The organism is Mixta sp. Marseille-Q2659, assembly GCF_940807255.1.
In the GTDB taxonomy this organism is placed as follows: Bacteria; Pseudomonadota; Gammaproteobacteria; order Enterobacterales; family Enterobacteriaceae; genus Mixta.
In genome coordinates this window covers 78,261-95,167 of record NZ_CALNWY010000012.1, presented here as the reverse complement: position 1 = coordinate 95,167, position 16,907 = coordinate 78,261, and the positions used below count along the sequence as shown (strand labels likewise).

At 51.1% G+C, this 16,907-nt stretch carries 11 protein-coding genes; 5 read left to right on the top strand and 6 right to left on the bottom strand.

Going from position 1 to position 16,907, the window contains the following annotated elements; all coding sequences use genetic code 11:
- Positions 1–28: 28 nt before the first annotated feature.
- From P3C52_RS10905 to pyk, 4 genes are all read right to left on the bottom strand, one after another.
- Complete coding sequence (locus P3C52_RS10905) at positions 29–2,386, bottom strand: GNAT family N-acetyltransferase (protein WP_275555020.1); 2,358 nt, start codon at positions 2,384–2,386, stop codon at positions 29–31.
- Position 2,387: 1 nt separating this feature from the next.
- Positions 2,388–3,680: a lysine N(6)-hydroxylase/L-ornithine N(5)-oxygenase family protein gene (locus tag P3C52_RS10900; RefSeq protein ID WP_275555019.1), complete on the bottom strand. Its 1,293-nt coding sequence runs from the start codon at positions 3,678–3,680 to the stop codon at positions 2,388–2,390.
- A gap of 10 nt (positions 3,681–3,690) precedes the next feature.
- Positions 3,691–5,247, bottom strand: a complete 1,557-nt coding sequence (locus P3C52_RS10895; protein WP_275555018.1) for an aspartate aminotransferase family protein — start codon at positions 5,245–5,247, stop codon at positions 3,691–3,693.
- A 542-nt stretch (positions 5,248–5,789) separates the two neighbouring features.
- Positions 5,790–7,232: a pyruvate kinase gene (gene pyk / locus P3C52_RS10890; RefSeq protein WP_275555017.1), complete on the bottom strand. Its 1,443-nt coding sequence runs from the start codon at positions 7,230–7,232 to the stop codon at positions 5,790–5,792.
- Between the two features lie 333 nt (positions 7,233–7,565).
- Between pyk and P3C52_RS10885 the strand changes: the two genes are divergently transcribed.
- The 4 genes from P3C52_RS10885 to P3C52_RS10870 all read left to right on the top strand — a co-directional run bounded on the left by P3C52_RS10885 (position 7,566) and on the right by P3C52_RS10870 (position 11,229).
- The gene (locus P3C52_RS10885) at positions 7,566–8,921 is read left to right on the top strand and encodes a tyrosine-type recombinase/integrase (protein ID WP_275555016.1); all 1,356 of its coding nucleotides are present in this window, start codon (positions 7,566–7,568) and stop codon (positions 8,919–8,921) included.
- Between the two features lie 7 nt (positions 8,922–8,928).
- A complete protein-coding gene (locus P3C52_RS10880) occupies positions 8,929–9,060 on the top strand; it encodes a hypothetical protein (RefSeq protein ID WP_275555015.1) in 132 nt (43 codons plus the stop codon).
- A 71-nt stretch (positions 9,061–9,131) separates the two neighbouring features.
- Positions 9,132–9,656, top strand: a complete 525-nt coding sequence (locus P3C52_RS10875; protein ID WP_275555014.1) for a BRO family protein — start codon at positions 9,132–9,134, stop codon at positions 9,654–9,656.
- 907 nt (positions 9,657–10,563) lie between these two features.
- Positions 10,564–11,229, top strand: coding sequence for a BRO family protein (locus P3C52_RS10870; RefSeq protein WP_275555013.1), 666 nt, complete (start codon positions 10,564–10,566; stop codon positions 11,227–11,229).
- Between the two features lie 224 nt (positions 11,230–11,453).
- Here P3C52_RS10870 and P3C52_RS10865 read toward each other — a convergent pair whose 3' ends face one another.
- Positions 11,454–13,007: an RNA-directed DNA polymerase gene (locus P3C52_RS10865; protein WP_275555012.1), complete on the bottom strand. Its 1,554-nt coding sequence runs from the start codon at positions 13,005–13,007 to the stop codon at positions 11,454–11,456.
- Positions 13,008–14,130: 1,123 nt separating this feature from the next.
- Positions 14,131–15,003: a MurR/RpiR family transcriptional regulator gene (locus P3C52_RS10860; protein WP_275555047.1), complete on the bottom strand. Its 873-nt coding sequence runs from the start codon at positions 15,001–15,003 to the stop codon at positions 14,131–14,133.
- A 358-nt stretch (positions 15,004–15,361) separates the two neighbouring features.
- Between P3C52_RS10860 and zwf the strand changes: the two genes are divergently transcribed.
- A complete protein-coding gene (gene zwf, locus P3C52_RS10855; RefSeq protein WP_275555011.1) occupies positions 15,362–16,837 on the top strand; it encodes a glucose-6-phosphate dehydrogenase in 1,476 nt (491 codons plus the stop codon).
- Positions 16,838–16,907: the final 70 nt, after the last annotated feature.

The following is a 16,907-nucleotide window of genomic DNA, read 5'->3' as shown; positions in this document are numbered from 1 at the left end:
TAGCGATCAAAATAGTACTACATGTGAATTATTCTTGATGCGCGAAAGCGGCAATCGGGTTAATCAGCTCGCCCGCAAACTTCAGGTTTTCCGCCGGATCGGACAAATTAATCATCTGCTGATTATTCGCCAACTGCAGCCGGTTCAGACAGGAAAGCGGGAAGCTGGGGGCAAACAGGTTGTAGCGGGCGAACTTAGGCGCCAGCTGCGGATGCGCCTGCTGATATTCATGTACGCACTGCGCCACGCACTGCCAGAAACGCGCTTCCGGCAGTGTCCCGCTGTCGTCCAGAATGGCGGACACGAAACGGAAGATGCAGTCGAAGACATCGGTAAAGATCGACAGCACCTTCAGGTTTTCCGGCACGTCCACCGCCAGCCGCTGCGCCTTCTCCGGCAGCACCGCATCCGGGTTCAGCACCGCGATTTCCTCGCCGATATCTTTCATATACGCGCTAACCGGCACGTTGTTTTCCAGCAGCAGGATCAGGTTTTCGCCGTGCGGCATAAACACGATATCGTGCTGATAGAAGCAGTGCAGCAGCGGGCTCAGGTAGCAGGACAGATAGCGTGAAATCCAGGCTTCCGCCGCCAGGCCAGAGTCGGCGATCAGCGCAGGCAACAGCGCCTTTTGATGCTGGTCGATATGTAGCAGCGACGCCATGGTCATCAGACGCTGATTTGGTTCCAGGCGCGCCACCGGATTATCACGCCACAGCGCGGCGAACATCTTTTTCCAGGCGGAATCGCCTTCAATGGCGCGCTCATAGTAGCGGTTGTGGTAGCCAATCGCCGCCACTTCGCGCAGCAGGCGGAAATCGCATTGTTGCAGCCACGGATCCTGGTTAACCACGCTTTCCAGCCACTGATTAACTGCTGGCGTGGTGGCCATATAGTAAGGCGAAAGGCCGCGCATAAAGCCCATATTCAGGACGGAAAGCGCGGTTTTCACATAGCGTTTGCTCGGCTGGCTACGGTTAAAGAAGGTACGGATGGACTGCTGCGCCTGATAGCTATCTTCACCTTCGCTCAGCCAGACGATATCGCGGGCGGCGATGTCCGGGGCGAACACCGTCAGCAGCTTATTTTGCCACTGCCAGGGATGAACCGGCATAAACAGATAGTCCTGCGGATTAACGCCCAGCGCCGCCAGCTGCTGGTTAAAGCGCGCCAGCGTCGCCTCGCCCAGCTCCTCCTGCATCAGCTGCTGATAGCTGAGCGAATCCAGGCTGGAAAAGTGCGCGTTGCGCGTATGCACCGCTACCCATACCAGACGAATCGGCGTTGCCGCTTCCGGTGCGTAGGCCAGATAATCACGGGCATCAAAGCCGATACGGCCATTGTTTGCTACAAAGCAGGGATGACCTTCGGTCATGGAGGCTTCCACCGTCTGGAAATCCGCTTTCACCAGCGCCGCGCTGTCCGGGTTGCCCTTTTGCAGCTTATAGACGCTGCTGCAGAGCGTGCTGGTAATCTCTTCCATATAAATCGCCAGCATCGCGGCGGGAATGCCGATCTGCTGCTTAAACTCGATGATAAACTGCAGCGCATCCAGCGCGCGCGGTTCGCCGTTTTCGCTTTTGCTTAGCGAATCCGCCTCGATCTGCCAGTGATCGAGCGCCAGACGGCGGGCGCGGAACTGGTAAACCGCTTCGCCACCCGGCACCGCCAGCTGATAATCGTGAGGGCCTACCGCTTCCGGGGCGATCAGTTTTTCATGGGCGAATTCAGCAATTGCTTTGCGCACCAGCAGGCGGTTAGCCAACGCCCAGTTGTCGCCGGTGAGATGTTGGCCGTTGGAAAGGGGAGAAGCTGTTGTCATGGTTAATTGTTCCTGCAATTTTGCTTGCTGATAATCTTCACGCTGGCAAAAGGCGAGCCAGGCGGTTTTGTGTCCCATATCGATGGTGTGCTGATAGCGGAAACCGGCACGTTTATTCAGGCGATGAATTTTTTCATTGCGCACGTCCGGCTCGACCACCACGCGTTTTACCTGTGGCAGGCTGAACATGTAATCCATCACGGTGCTGAAAACCTGCCAGCTAAACTGCGGCAGCGGCTTGTCGGCTGGCGCGATCAGAATGTGCATGCCGTAATCATCGGGGCGCGCCGGATAATGTTTGCCCACCTCATCCTGCTCTGCGCGATAAAACTCCATCAGAAATACCGGCTCGTCGTTGCAAAGGCCGATAATCGCCGCGTTGGGATCGCTGGCGGTCAGCTGCTGATAAAATTGGGCGACCTGCGCCAGCGTATCCTGTTGCATCCCCCAGAAGCGCGCGTAGTCCTGGGTAACCCAGCGATGAATGAGCGGGGCGTCTTCCGCCGTCATGGGACGCAGGCTAAATTCGCCCGCTTCGCGGCGGCACTGGTATAGAAAACTCATCTTATTGCTCCGATTCCGCCGGGAAAGTCTGGAAGGCGATGCGCTGCTCTACCGTATAGATCTCCCGTCCGGCGATTTCACGGATCAACACCGAGTTGCGATAGCAGGCCATGCCAAGATCGGGCGTAACAAAACCGTGCGTGTGCAGCTCCGCATTTTGCACAAACACCGAGTTCTGCCGATCGATGCTGTAGTTGCGCTGTACGTCGTAGCGTCCTTGCTCATCCCAGCGCAGGCGGTGCGTAATGCCTTCGATAAACTGCGGCGGCTGATAGTGATAGCCGGTGGCCATCACCAGACCTTCGGTGCGGCGGGGAAAAAGTTCATCCTGCTCGCGCTGATGCAGCGACAGCTCCAGCTCGTTGGTCGGCAGGCGGCGCAGGCCGGTCAGGGCCGAGTTGGTAAACAGGCGTACCTTCAGATCGCCATCCAGCTGCTTGATATACATCAGGTCGTAAATGTCGTTAATCAGGCTGCTGTTAATGCCCTTAAACAGGTTTTTATGTCCGGCGTTCAGCTGGTCACGCTTGCCCGGCGGCAACGCATGGAAATAGTCGATCCATTCCGGTGAGGTCATCTCCAGCGTCAGCTTGGTATATTCCAGCGGGTAAAAACGCGGCGCGCGCGTAATCCAGTTGAGCTGGTAATCGTGACTGTCAATCTCACTCAGCAGGTCGTAGAAGATCTCCGCCGCGCTCTGGCCGCTGCCCAGCACGGTAACGGAGCGTTGCGCCTGCAACTGTTTTTTATTCACCAGATAATCGCTGGAATGCACCACGCGATCGCGCAGCGGACGACTGCATTCCGGTAGCCAGGCGACCGGCCCGGTGCCCAACACCAGCTTGCGTGTAAGCCAGCTGTGCCGTTCGCCGCTGCGGGTATCGACGGTCTGCAGCTGATAGCAGTCGCGCCCTTCATCGTAGCTGACATAGTCGACGCGCGTATTCCAGCGCAGATTGTTCAGCTGCGAACAGGCCCACTGGCAATACTGGTTGTACTCTTTGCGCATCAGAAAGAAGCTTTCGCGGATATAAAAGCTGTAAAGCTTGCTTTTCTGCTTCATGTAATTGAGCAGGCTAAACGGGCTGGTGGGATCGGCCAGCGTCACCAGATCGGCCATAAAGGGCGTTTGCAGATGCGCACTTTCCAGCATCATGCCGGTGTGCCAGTCAAAGCCAGGATTCTGATCGAGAAACAGGCCGTTGACCTCCTCCAGCGGTGAGGTCAGGCAGGCCAGACTCAGATTGAACGGCCCGATACCGATGCCGATAAAGTCATAAATGGTGTCGTTCATCATTATGTCCTTACTGATTTGCGGCGGTTAACGGTTGATTACGGGACAGCTCGCGCCCGTAATGGGTGATGAGGGCGATCACGTCTTCCATATCGGCGACGGTGGTAGTGGGATTGAGCAGCGTAAATTTCAGGTACTGGCGTCCATTGACTTTTGTCCCTGCTACCACCGCGTTACCGGAGCGGAACAGCGCTTTACGGATCTGGGCGTTCACGTCATCTACCGTTTCATCGCTCAGGCCCGGACGCGGAATAAAGCGGAAAACCTGGGTGGTGAGTTCAGGCGCGTGCAGCACCTCAATGGCCGGATGCGCCTTTAACAGGCGGTGCGTCTGCTGCGCAAGCGTCAGCACGCTGTCGAAGGCGGCACCCAGCTGTTCGGCGCCCATAATGCGCAGCGTCAGCCACATTTTCAGTGCGTCAAAACGGCGCGTGGTCTGGATACTTTTATTTACCAGATTCGGTGTGCCTTCCTGCTGGGCGCTGAGCGGATTGAGGTAATCGGCATGGACGGTTACGTGGCTGAGATGCTGGCTCTCACGCACGAAAAACGCGCCGCAGCTGACGCTCTGGAAGAAGGATTTGTGGTAATCCACGGTCACGGAATCGGCCCGCTCAATGCCCTGTAAGCGCTGACGATGCTGCGGCGAAACCAGCAGGCCGCAACCGTAGGCGGCATCCACGTGCATCCACAGCTGATAGTGACGGCAGATATCGCCGATGGCGTGCAGCGGATCGATACTGCCGAAGTCGGTAGTGCCCGCGGTGGCGACGACGGCAATCGGGATCAGGCCGTCCTGATGGCATTGCTGGATCGCCTGTTCCAGTTTGGCGGCGTCCATCCGGTAATGCTCATCATGATCGATGGCGATCACCGCATCATAGCCAAGTCCCAAAATAGCGGTCGATTTTTGAATACTGAAATGGCTCATTTTCGAAGTGAAGATGCGCCACTTGCCCGCCTCTGCGGGCAGGCCGCGCTGTTTAATCAAATGGCCTGAATGGCGACGTGCGCACCAGCTGTCCCGCGCCAGCAGCATCGCCATCAGGTTGGACTGGGTGCCGCCGCTGGTAAAAATACCGTCCGAACCGGCAGGCAGGCCGATACGCTGCAGCGTCCAGTCGATCACCTTCTGTTCGATCAGGGTGCCGCCTGCGCTCTGATCCCAGGTATCCACCGAGCTGTTGACCGCCGCCATAATCTGCTCCGCCAGCAGCGAGGGCAGAACGATAGGGCAATTCAGGTGTGCCACATATTTGGGATGATGGAACCAGACGGCATCGCGCAGATAAACCTCCGCCAGCTCCTCCAGCGCCGCCTGGGAATCGCCCAGCGGCTGCTCTAAATCAATGGCGCGCAGCGCCGGAGCCAGTTCATGCGGCAGAATTCCGCTGAACGGCTTCTCCGTTTGTTGCAGCTGCTGGCGAATTAGCGCCAGCGCGCTCAGGGTTTGTTGCGCATATTGCTCCAGCTGAGCGTCGTTAAAGAAAAATTCGCTACCGCTGGCAGATGAATAGTTGCGATCGGCTGAAGCGGTGTTTTGCGTTGTTGCGGAAACTAAAGCCATTTCCTGACCCTTTTTTTGAGCGTAAGAAACCCGTACCGACATTAAAAAAATGGCGGCCCTGTACGTCCGATACCTGACGGCATCAGTTAAAATTATTTAATGTGTAACACGACGGCTTAGTTAGCCGCCAAAAATGAAACGCAGGCTGATAACCTCAGATAGCAGGAAAGCCTCCCATTTTATGCGGTTATAATGCCATTATGTTATGTGAATGCTACGATTGAGAACGAAAATGTGATTATAAATAGTAATCATTATCATTCAATAAGATTTTGATGACAAAATTGGCATAAGATTCATTAATGTTTAAAGTGTGACATTGATCACATTTTATGGAAAGTTAACAGGATGAAAAGCGGGAAAAACAGGCTACGGCTTAGCTGTTTCGACCCTGGCAAGCGAGGCGTAAGAAGACAGAAAAAGACCAGCGCAGAGTAAAGCGCGATCGACTGAGGTAAAGGTAAAAGGGAAGGGAGCAAAAAGGGAAGCGGGGTGTATAAGAGAAGCAGGCTACCGTAGCGGCGCTACGGTAGCCTGAGCTATTATTCGACGCGCAGTACGCGGCTGGTATTGGTGGTGCCGGTGGTGCCCATCACATCACCCTGCGTCACGATGACCAGATCGCCGGAGACCAGAAAGCCTTTGTCACGCAGCAGATTGATCGCATCATGCGCCGCTGCGACGCCGTCGTTATTACTGTCGAAGTAAACCGGCGTAACGCCGCGATAGAGCGCGGTCAGATTAAGCGTTCCTTCGTGGCGGGACATAGCAAAAATCGGCAGCCCTGAGGTGATGCGCGAAGTCATCAGTGCGGTGCGGCCCGATTCCGTCATAGTGATAATCGCCGTCACGCCCTGCAGATGATTGGCTGCATACATCGCCGACATGGCGATCGCTTCTTCAACATTATCAAACTGCACTTCCAGGCGATGTTTCGATACGTTGATGCTGGGCACTTTTTCGGCACCAAGGCAAACTTTCGCCATCGCGCTGACGGTTTCAGCAGGATACTGACCGGCGGCGGTTTCGGCGGAAAGCATGACCGCATCGGTGCCGTCCAGCACGGCGTTAGCCACGTCCATCACTTCCGCGCGCGTCGGCATTGGGTTGGTGATCATTGATTCCATCATCTGCGTAGCGGTAATGACCGCACGGTTCAGCTGGCGGGCGCGACGGATAAGCGCTTTCTGAATGCCGACCAGTTCTGGATCGCCGATTTCCACGCCTAAGTCGCCGCGGGCAACCATAACGACGTCAGAAGCCAGAATAATATCGTCCATCGCATCCTGGCTGGAGACTGCTTCAGCGCGCTCAACCTTGGCGACGATTTTCGCATTGCTACCCGCTTCCTGCGCCAGACGGCGCGCAGTATTAAGATCTTCGCCGCAGCGCGGAAAGGAGACCGCCAGATAATCAACGCCGATTTTGGCGGCGGTAATAATGTCCGCTTTATCTTTTTCGGTCAGCGCTTCGGCGGACAGGCCGCCGCCCAGCTTGTTAATACCTTTATTATTGGAGAGCGGGCCACCAACGGTCACTTCGGTAAAGACCTGGCTGTCGCGCACTTCCAGCACCTTCAGCTGTACGCGTCCGTCATCCAGCAACAGCACATCACCCGGCACCACATCTTCCGGCAGGCCTTTATAGTCGATGCCGACTTTTTCCTTATCGCCTTCACCTTTGCCCAGACTGGCGTCAAGCAGGAAACGATCGCCCACGCTGAGGAAAATTTTCCCTTCTTTAAAGGTAGATACACGAATTTTTGGCCCTTGCAGATCGCCAAGGATTGCGACGTGCCGCCCCAGCTTCGCGGCAATTTCACGTACTTTATCCGCACGCAGCTGGTGATCTTCTGGCGTGCCGTGGGAGAAGTTCAGTCGTACAACGTTAGCCCCGGCGGCAATGATCTTTTCCAGATTATTATCGCGATCGGTAGCCGGGCCTAAAGTGGTAACGATCTTGGTTCTTCTGAGACGTCGAGTCATGGGTTTTCCTTGTGTGGTATGAGGACCTGAAGTGAAGCATAGGTATTCACTTTGAGGGTCACAAATGCTCGTTAATGCTAAGATGTTCTGCTTATTTATTCATTGTTATGTGCCAGCCCCTATCTGTATCAGCCTTCAAGGGGGCCGTTAATGACACTCTTGATTGATACAATACTGACACAAGCGCCCAAAGTCACCTTACTGACTACTTTAGCGAAACCTAATTTGATTCGACGCAAAGCATCCGGGCGTTACACTATGCGCCTTCGTAAAGTAGGAAGTACCGCGCCTATCATCAGTATCGGTCTGAAGACCACAGTCAGGAGTCTCGCTATGTCCCGTTTAAATGAACTCTCAGCCACCGCTAAAGCCTTTTTGCTGGATAATCCTGAGGCCACCGCTGAGGAGCTGCGAAAGCATCTTAAATGGATGGCTGAATGTTTCCTTACTGATGCCACTAACGATTACTGGGATGGGGTCGAAATAGCGCACCTTCATGATGCCAAGGCTAACTTACGAGAGATAGCAGCTACTCAGGCACTATCTGTTGACCAGCAGAAGCATATCAGGGAAGCCATTAAGTTAATCTCTGCGGCACAGCAACGGGTCAATGGAGGCGACACTGGACCACTGCTAGACATCCTTGGACCTCAAGGTGAACACGGCGACAATCATGATGGTCACGGTGTGTCGATTCTGGAAGGAAAGCAGGGTGGTAGCCCGTCAGAATTCACGAGAGAGCATCAAGAAGCGGGCTTGAGTTGGGATGAATTATCATCAGCCTACAGAGAAGAACACAAAGTAAATCAGACTGAACGCAATCAGAAGGATTTACTCTCGACCCATAAGGCAGTCGGTCGGTTTGCAACAGGGATAAACTTCAGGGCCTATACGCGACCAGAGGTTAGCGCTGTAAGGGATGCAATGATAGCAGCCAACCTTGCGCCCTCTACAGTCAACAAATTGCTGACACGGTTGTCTACGGTTATCGCTTGGGCCTGCCGTAATGGTCACATTCAGGATGATTACACGAAGGGCCTGAAGCTGAAGAACATTGAAAGTACACGCAGAGCCTTCTCAGAAGATGAACTGAGTAAGGTGGTTACCACTATCCACGAGGAAACCAATGCGGCTAAAAGATTCTTTGGTCTACTGGCGGTCATCACAGGCGCTCGCTGTGGGGAACTCACTCAGCTTACCAAGGCTGATATTTATGAGGATGGTGTTAATGGCCTGCTATGTATCGACATTAACGCTAACAATGGGAAGGCCCTGAAGAATAAAGCGAGTGCCCGCGTGGTTCCTTTGATTGATGGAGCCTTTGGGTTCCGCTCTGAGGAATTCCGTGAGTATGTCGCTTCGCTCCCCGATGAAGAAAACTCATCGGTCTTCAGGATGTCCCGTGATGTTGCATCCAAATGGTTCAATGAGGTCATTCTGCCGAAGGCCATAGAGAACCGCTCAGGTGACCTTGTGCTTCATTCTTTACGACACACGATGGCTACTTTGCTGAAACATGCTGGGGTCGCTGAGAGTACCGCTCAGGATGTCTTAGGCCATACTAATCAGTCGATTACGTTTAATCTTTACGGAAAGACCAAGAGTGTGATCTTAATGGCTGAAGCCTTGAAGAAGGCTTTACCTGAACCGGCTGGCCTTCAACATGAGGCAATGCATCGGGGACCCTAATGAGCCTTTGACGAACCGCCTTGAGCGGGTACGTGATGAACTGCTGATGGCCCACAAGGAGCCTGTGGTTGATGCCAGCGTGGTCAAGCGCATTAATGGGCTGGACGATGAGTTAGACGCGCAGTTCCTGAATGGGTGAGATGTAGCTGAGGTGTCATTCAGGACCGAGTGGCACCAACTGTTAAATCACAATACTGAGGAAGTAACCAAATGAAACACGAAAAGATTAACTTTGCGGGCACCGAACTGGATGCAGTGATAGGCCATCCTGAGCATGAGCTGCTGTTTGTCGCTAAGCAGGTGGCAGACGCAGCTGGCCTGAAGGAAGGTAGCAACCGCATCATGATGTTTGCTAAAAGCAATGAGGGCCTCATGCGTGTCTCAGAAATGCCTGTGTCAGTAACACAGACACTTATCGATTACCCGCGCATTCAGGGCCGCTCTTGGTTAATCAGCGAGTCCAGCGCGTATACCCTCCTACTCTCAGGCCGCGCACCGCAATCCGAGCCGTTCCGTAAGTGGGTCACTGAGGAAGTCCTGCCGTCAATCCGCAAGACTGGCTCCTACGACCTCGCAAAGTCCGACACGCCGGAAGCCAAACAGGTAGCCGATGATTTCGCCGCGATGCGTGCTGCACTGGATGGGCTGACCGCTGAGGTGAAATCCCTTAAGACTCTCATTGAGGAACTCAAAGCCCAAGGTCCCGCTGCGGCTGCTGAGGCTTTGTCAAGTTAAATCTGATACGACTCACTATAGGGAGACTACATAAAATAAATTATTAAGGTCATCCGTTCACCAGTAACTAATTTCACGTTCATCACTTACCAAGACCACCGAAGGGCGATTGGAAACCTCCTTCAACAAGCGTCGAGCTAGTTCAGATGGTAAATATATGAACATCCTTCAACGTAACTCACCGTACCCTTCAGGGCGGGTAACAGTAGACACCACACGGGCTTTCAGTGCAGCAAGCTGATTAATGATGTCCTTCTTTAGTGGCGCTAGAAATAGCGATAACAGTGCTGGGTGAGTGAATTGATTACGAGTACGTGCGTTTAAAGGCGTAAGCTCACAGGGCGGAAACTCAGAGTAGTACCTTAATGTTATCAATTAGGGCTCTGAGGGCCCGTAGATGACCTTGAGTTAGGAGATATTATTGTTAATAAATAATCTCCATCCTAAAGGACAGCTTTAGGACCTGAAGATAATCATCAAGGAGAATTCTTGTTAATTAAAGGGTCTTGATGACTACCTTCAGTTTGTCCTGTTGCAGCCTGTGACCTTCAGTATTTCTCTTCAGAATCCATGCGACTCACAAAAGGGGATGATGGCAAGCCTTACTGATTTACCCTCTACTTCTTGTTTATCCGTAATCATGTCCATTGGACTATGGTCCCGATAAGCTCGTAGGGTGGATGCGCTCAAGCATCACTCATTTCCATATTGAAGTTGTCCCTTTAGCTTTACCCTCAGCATTTAAAAAGGCCATCGCAGGCCGACCAACTGTTATCAACACATACATCTACTTAAACCAGTCTTTATGAACGTGTCTTCATGCCGCTGCCGGTTCCCTTTGTCGAGGGGCTGGTTGGCTGGTAGTGGGTGCGAACATGAGGGCACGACCATAAGGAATATCGGCACTATGAATAATTCAATTATTAATCAGATGTTTAACAACCACGCCGTCCGCATTGTTATGAAGGATGGGGACCCTTGGTTTATCGCTAAGGACGTCGCTGAGTCTCTGGGATATGCCCGACCAGATAAGGCAGTCTACGACCATTGCAAGAAAGCTGGAAATCTACCTCCTAAAATGGAGGGTAGTTTGGATAGTCGCCTGAAGGTTATCCCTGAGTCTGACGTTTACCGTCTTATCTTCCGTTCAACCCTTGAGTCTGCTGAGCGGTTTGAGGAGTGGGTCGTAGAGCAGGTCTTACCGAGCATCCGTAAGCATGGCGGTTATATCCAAGGGCAGGAAACATTGAGCATTGAAGACCAGCTTCTCATCAAGCAAACCACCGAGGCAATGGCCCGCTCAGTACCCGTTAAGATGGCTCTGTTGCTCTCTACGAAGCGCTCTAAGACTGACGAAAAGACGCTACATAATTTCATCACTGGCGCTTGTATGTCCTCTGTGCTGGCTGAGGAAACGCCCTGCGATACGCTGGCTCGTGTGGTCAATGTCCTCTACCAAGAAGGACTCATTCACCATTGCAGAAAAGCTGTGGTCCGGGGAGCGATGATTGCTAACCGTCAATGGCGTGATAAGCAACTAGTATTCCTTGGTGTGAATCTGGTGGCCGCATGAGTGAACCCCGGATGATTGATTCACGGACTCACGAGGGCCACAAGGCGCTGGGCTTCACGCTTTTGACTGGAAACTTTTGACCTGCTGGGTATTAATTCGGAAGGATGTGAGGCCGAAACCACGAATCAATAGTATTGAGCATTAATAGAGCTAAAACGAGTGGGCACTTTATCCAATGCCTGCCAGGATATTAGCTCTATAGCTCCTTTTATCGTGCAAAAAAGTTAATCGTCTTCGTCATCACTGAGGTCGCTTTCATTAACGTCACTGTTGTAAGGGAATAATACTACTTCATCTTCAGGTATTACGGGCTTACACTGCGCAAGCTTGCTGCTATCAACAAAAGATGTGGCCATGACTTTACTTTTAAAGTTATTGTCTTGAATCCAATTTGAATTCCACACATGCTCGTGTGGGGGGTTAAGGTTACCCAGAACGATTGAGCAAAGCGTTTCTTTATACTCAATCTCTTTTTTGATGTGGTACGAGATTCTTTGTAGCCAAATGTCTAAGATGCCAGTGCCTAATATCGGCTCAAACTTTGACTTAATCTTTTCCAGTAATTTTATTTTTTCTTTATCGTCTTTGACGAACTTGAGTGTATTACTCAAAACTAATGCACAAGAAGCAAAAGTTCTTGGGTTGTTAATCATTATGTCTGTAATGATGCTAACAATTGGTTGAACATCTTCTTTAAGGTCAGTTATCCGGCATAAACGTTTGTTAATCTTTGCAAGATAACTTTCAAGTTGACCTGAATTCTTATGCCTTCTAGAAAAAATAGCTAGCTTCAAAAGTGTTTTTTGAATAGTGGTAGCACTGACAGTTTTTCCAAATAGCATCAAGGCTTCTTGTTTGTCAGGCTTCATCGAGTTAAAAATTATGTCCTCAGAAAGAGATGTTTTAGAAGCATTTAGATGTAGACCTAATCCCTGAAGAATAACTGTGAGATATCTAGCTACTGCCTCTGCATCTTCCTTACTATTGGTAAAAATGCGATAATCATCACGATATCGAATAATATGGTAATCATCTATTTTTTCTTCTTCTAACTTCTTCCCTAGTAATTCGTCAGCATAACCTAAGATAATCTCCGCGATAAAATCCATAGGCGCAGAACCTTGCGGAATACCATTAGTTTGACCCCAGCGCATTTGACGTAAAGCATGGTCTATTCGATTTCCAAGGTTATCATTAATACCTCTTGCATCTTTAGATTTTTCTTTTGTGTGGATTGCCCAAGGAATCGAATGAGTGTAAATTGATGGATAAAAATTTGCTATGTCAGTAATAAAAAGATATTTAAAATCAAGTGACTTATTTATAGATTCTTGTTCTACATCACTCCACCAGCCCGTCACAGTCTCAGCAGTATCAGAAATGTTATCATCTTCTGACATTCTCGGTAAGCTCGCACAAACTATCTTCTCATTAGCTTGAAACTCATCAAACCTTTCCAACAAAAGTTTCCATTCAGCTTCTTCAGTTATCTTATGGACGAGATGAACATAAATAGCTGGATGAATCAATTCAAGTGGTCGCCATGAATAATGGCCGTCTTTATTAGTTTGCAATATGTAGTTTGCGTTTTCAAAATTGCATGCATGCTTATATCCGATGTCGCCGATGCCGTTTTGCTTTTGATTAAGAGCATCACTTACAGCTTGAAGTAGAGGCTCAAAATCGAAGTAAGCTGGTAACGGAAAACTGCAATAGCTTTTATGTTTTAAGAAAAAACGTCTGGCATCATCTGCCGTCATTTGAGTAATTATGGACATAATTTAACCTCCAAGATCAATAGTTTAGTGAAAATATGAAGCCATGTTGTCTATTATATGTTTTGCATTACTGAACGTGACAATGTTTGAATATGTAGAAAAAATGAATCTAGCCACACAGCATTAAGTACGTATCCTGCCACAAACAAATTAACACGAAGAAGGACCATCATGTCCACTTTTGATACTAAATAGCCAATCAGCTAAGGCATGGATTATTAAAAATTTGTGGCTGTATGTACCGGATTGCATCAGAGACCGCTAAGGATGCCGATGGTATCGATGTGAGCCTACCGCTCATCACTCAGTTAGCTTGGAAAGAGCCAAAGCATGATTAGACAAAGGGTACCCCTCAAGGATGCCCTTAGTTCTGCCATTGATAGGATTCAACGATAGATAATTAAATTAATGGGAGTATGACCAATGAATACGCAGATTCTTCTTCACGATTACCATGTGGGGCTATTGGTTATAAACCTTTTGTTAACCCACTGGCTTGAGACTGAGGATTGGCCTTAATGAAAATCCTACAAAAATTTTAGAGGGGGTATGTAATAGAAGAACTTTACCCATAAAACCCCCATAGGCTTTTCAGCGAGTAACAAAGGAGACCCGTTCAATGTGCGTTAGGTTTGGTCATTGGTAACGAAGGGAAGCCCTTCAAGTGACACAAGAACGCCACGAAGTGATACAACAGGTGACACAAAGGCTTGACGCCAACCCCACGCTCAGGCCAGACTACAAGCCACTTCAGGCAATCTTAATGCCGCACTACCATCGCTGGGTTCTTCTGAGACGTCGAGTCATGGGTTTTCCTTAAGGTGTAGAGACCTGAGTGATGCGTAGAGAAAGCATTAACGTTTTGTTTTGATTATTGATCAGGTACAGCGGGTTGATTTCCTTTCTGTTGCTCTTATCGTGAGCGTTAAGCCTGAATAATGTGCCCGTCGAATACAATACTGACACCCGCTGCGAAAGTCACCCTTCACCGTCATTAGAGAAAAACTTCGTTGATAAACGACAATTTCCGGCACGTAATGGCGTAAAAAAGCGGGCAATAAGAGGAGAATTCCGGCGGTAAAAAACGTTATTAGCGTAGCCTGTTACGGCAGGCTGCGGCGACTTAACGCGGTATCGAAGGAGCGTTGGCTTCCTTATCCAGCCGCGAGGTTTTTAATGCCTCTTTAACCCGTTTGAGGTTATCGCGAAAGCCGGCGCCGTGATGCAGGGTAAAACCGGTGGCCAGCACATCCACCAGCATCAACTGCGCCATGCGCGACACCATCGGCATATAAATATCCGTATCTTCCGCCACGTCGAGCGCCAGCAGCAGCGAGGCTTCCCGCGCCAGCGGCGAGCCGGAGGCGGTCAACGCCAGCACAACCGCGCCGTTCTCGCGCGCCAGCTGCGCCAGTTCCGGCAGCGATTTTGTATGCCCGGTATGGGAGATCAACACCACCACATCGCCCGCGCCGCTGTTAATACAGCTCATGCGCTGCATCACCACGTCGTCGGAATAAAATACCGGCACGTTAAAGCGGAAAAATTTATTCATCGCGTCGTGCGCGACCACGGCGGAGGCGCCCAGCCCGAAAAAGCTGATCTTTTGCGCGCCAGCCAGTAGCTCTACCGCACGCTGGATCGCATTTTTATCGAGACGCTGGCGAACCCGTTCCAGACCGGCCAGCGCCGAATGGAAAATTTTATCGCTGTAGACGTCGACGGCGTCATGCTCGTCGATATTATGGCTTACCCAGGGCGTGCCGGTCGCCAGGCTTTGCGCCAGCTGTAGTTTAAAATCGGGGAAACCTTTGGTGCGCATTCGATGGCAAAAGCGGTTTACCGTGGGATCGCTCACGCCAGCGGTATCCGCCAGTTGCGCGATACTGGAATGGATTGCGGCTTCAGGCGCGTCCAGTACCACCTCCGCGACTTTACGCTCTGATTTGCTCAGGAGCGGGAGCTGCGCCTGAATTCTGTCCAGCATATTGTTCATGGGATAACGCTCATCACTTCTGACAATTTCATTCACAGCTGCATCCTATGACGATTTATTGCGAATATACCGCGCTAAAGCAATAACATGGCAGCGCAGGTAAAACGCATCCCGGCGTTTTTTGTCAGAATATGAGCTGTGTCCGATTTTCGTCGTGCGAAAGCGTAACAAAAGTTCGGGAAAATGCGGTGCAACCAGGCGGAAAGCGTTGCTAAAGTAACCGTTTAGGGCAACAGAAGCGGAGTTGGTTTACCCGCATCGCGCAAACACAGTACATTGTGCTGAAATAAAATTACAATAAGAGAGGGGCCTGTCAGGAGCATTACGGCCCGGCTCATCCTGCAACGAGGAGATAAGAATGGCGGTAATACAAACAGCCCAGGCATGCGATCTGGTTATTTTCGGTGCTAAAGGCGATCTGGCGCGCCGTAAACTGCTGCCTTCCCTGTATCAGCTGGAAAAGGCAGGGCAGATTCATGAAGACAGCCGAATCATCGGTGTCGGACGCGCAGAGTGGGACAAGGCGGCGTATACCAAGGTAGTACGCGAAGCACTGGAAACCTTTATGAAGGAAAAAATCGATGAAGCGTTATGGGATCGCCTGAGCAATCGCCTCGATTTTTGCAACCTCGACGTTAACGACACTTCGCACTTTGCGCGTCTGGGCAAAATGCTCGATCAGAAGAACCGTGTCACCATTAACTATTTCGCGATGCCGCCCAGCACCTTCGGCGCGATCTGCAAGGGCCTCGGACAGGCGAAGCTGAACGCCAAACCGGCGCGCGTCGTGATGGAAAAGCCGCTCGGCACCTCGCTGGAAACTTCGCAGGAGATCAACGATCAGGTTGGTGAATATTTCGAAGAGTGCCAGGTGTTTCGTATTGACCACTACCTGGGCAAAGAAACGGTACTTAACCTGCTGGCGCTGCGTTTTGCCAACTCCCTGTTTGCCAATAACTGGGATAACCGCACCATCGATCACGTACAGATCACCGTGGCGGAAGAGGTCGGGATTGAAGGCCGCTGGGGCTATTTTGATAAAGCCGGCCAGATGCGCGATATGATCCAGAACCACCTGCTGCAGGTGCTGTCCATGATCGCTATGTCGCCGCCGTCCGATCTCAGCGCCGACAGTATCCGCGATGAAAAAGTGAAAGTGCTGCGTTCGCTGCGTCGTATCGATAACACCAACGTGCGTGAGAAAACCGTGCGCGGTCAGTACACCGCCGGTTTTGTGCAGGGCAAGAAAGTGCCGGGCTACCTGGAAGAAGAGGGCGCCAACAAATCCAGCAATACCGAAACCTTCGTTTCTATTCGCGTTGATATCGATAACTGGCGCTGGGCCGGCGTGCCTTTCTATCTGCGTACCGGTAAACGCCTGCCGACCAAATGTTCAGAAGTGGTGGTCTATTTCAAAAACCCGGAAATGAACCTGTTTAAAGACTCCTGGCAGGAACTGCCGCAGAACAAGCTGACGATTCGCCTGCAGCCGGACGAAGGGGTGGATATTGAAATCCTCAATAAGGTGCCGGGCCTGGATCATAAACATAATCTGCAGACCACCAAGCTTGACCTGAGCTATTCTGAAACCTTTAACCAGTCGCACCTGGCCGATGCCTATGAACGTCTGCTGCTGGAGAGCATGCGCGGTATTCAGGCGCTGTTTGTGCGTCGCGATGAAGTGGAAGCCGCATGGAAATGGGTTGATTCCATTATCGATGCCTGGGCGGCGGATAACGACGCGCCGAAGCCTTATCAGGCAGGCACCTGGGGGCCGGTTGCTTCTGTTGCGATGATTACGCGCGATGGCCGCTCCTGGAACGAGTTCGAATAAATAAGAAAAATGTTAAGTCCGCGTAAAGCGGACTTTTTTTTGTCGGATCCCTATTCAAATAAAAAATGAA

Bases quoted from the DNA above. Each gene is read 5' to 3' on its own strand.
- P3C52_RS10870 (WP_275555013.1), top strand. From the start codon at position 10,564: ATGAATAATTCAATTATTAATCAGATGTTTAACAACCACGCCGTCCGC.
- P3C52_RS10905 (WP_275555020.1), bottom strand. From the start codon at position 2,386: ATGAGTTTTCTATACCAGTGCCGCCGCGAAGCGGGCGAATTTAGCCTG.
- zwf (WP_275555011.1), top strand. From the start codon at position 15,362: ATGGCGGTAATACAAACAGCCCAGGCATGCGATCTGGTTATTTTCGGT.
- P3C52_RS10875 (WP_275555014.1), top strand. From the start codon at position 9,132: ATGAAACACGAAAAGATTAACTTTGCGGGCACCGAACTGGATGCAGTG.
- pyk (WP_275555017.1), bottom strand. From the start codon at position 7,232: ATGACTCGACGTCTCAGAAGAACCAAGATCGTTACCACTTTAGGCCCG.
- P3C52_RS10885 (WP_275555016.1), top strand. From the start codon at position 7,566: ATGTCCCGTTTAAATGAACTCTCAGCCACCGCTAAAGCCTTTTTGCTG.
- P3C52_RS10865 (WP_275555012.1), bottom strand. From the start codon at position 13,007: ATGTCCATAATTACTCAAATGACGGCAGATGATGCCAGACGTTTTTTC.
- P3C52_RS10860 (WP_275555047.1), bottom strand. From the start codon at position 15,003: ATGAACAATATGCTGGACAGAATTCAGGCGCAGCTCCCGCTCCTGAGC.
- P3C52_RS10895 (WP_275555018.1), bottom strand. From the start codon at position 5,247: ATGGCTTTAGTTTCCGCAACAACGCAAAACACCGCTTCAGCCGATCGC.
- P3C52_RS10900 (WP_275555019.1), bottom strand. From the start codon at position 3,680: ATGAACGACACCATTTATGACTTTATCGGCATCGGTATCGGGCCGTTC.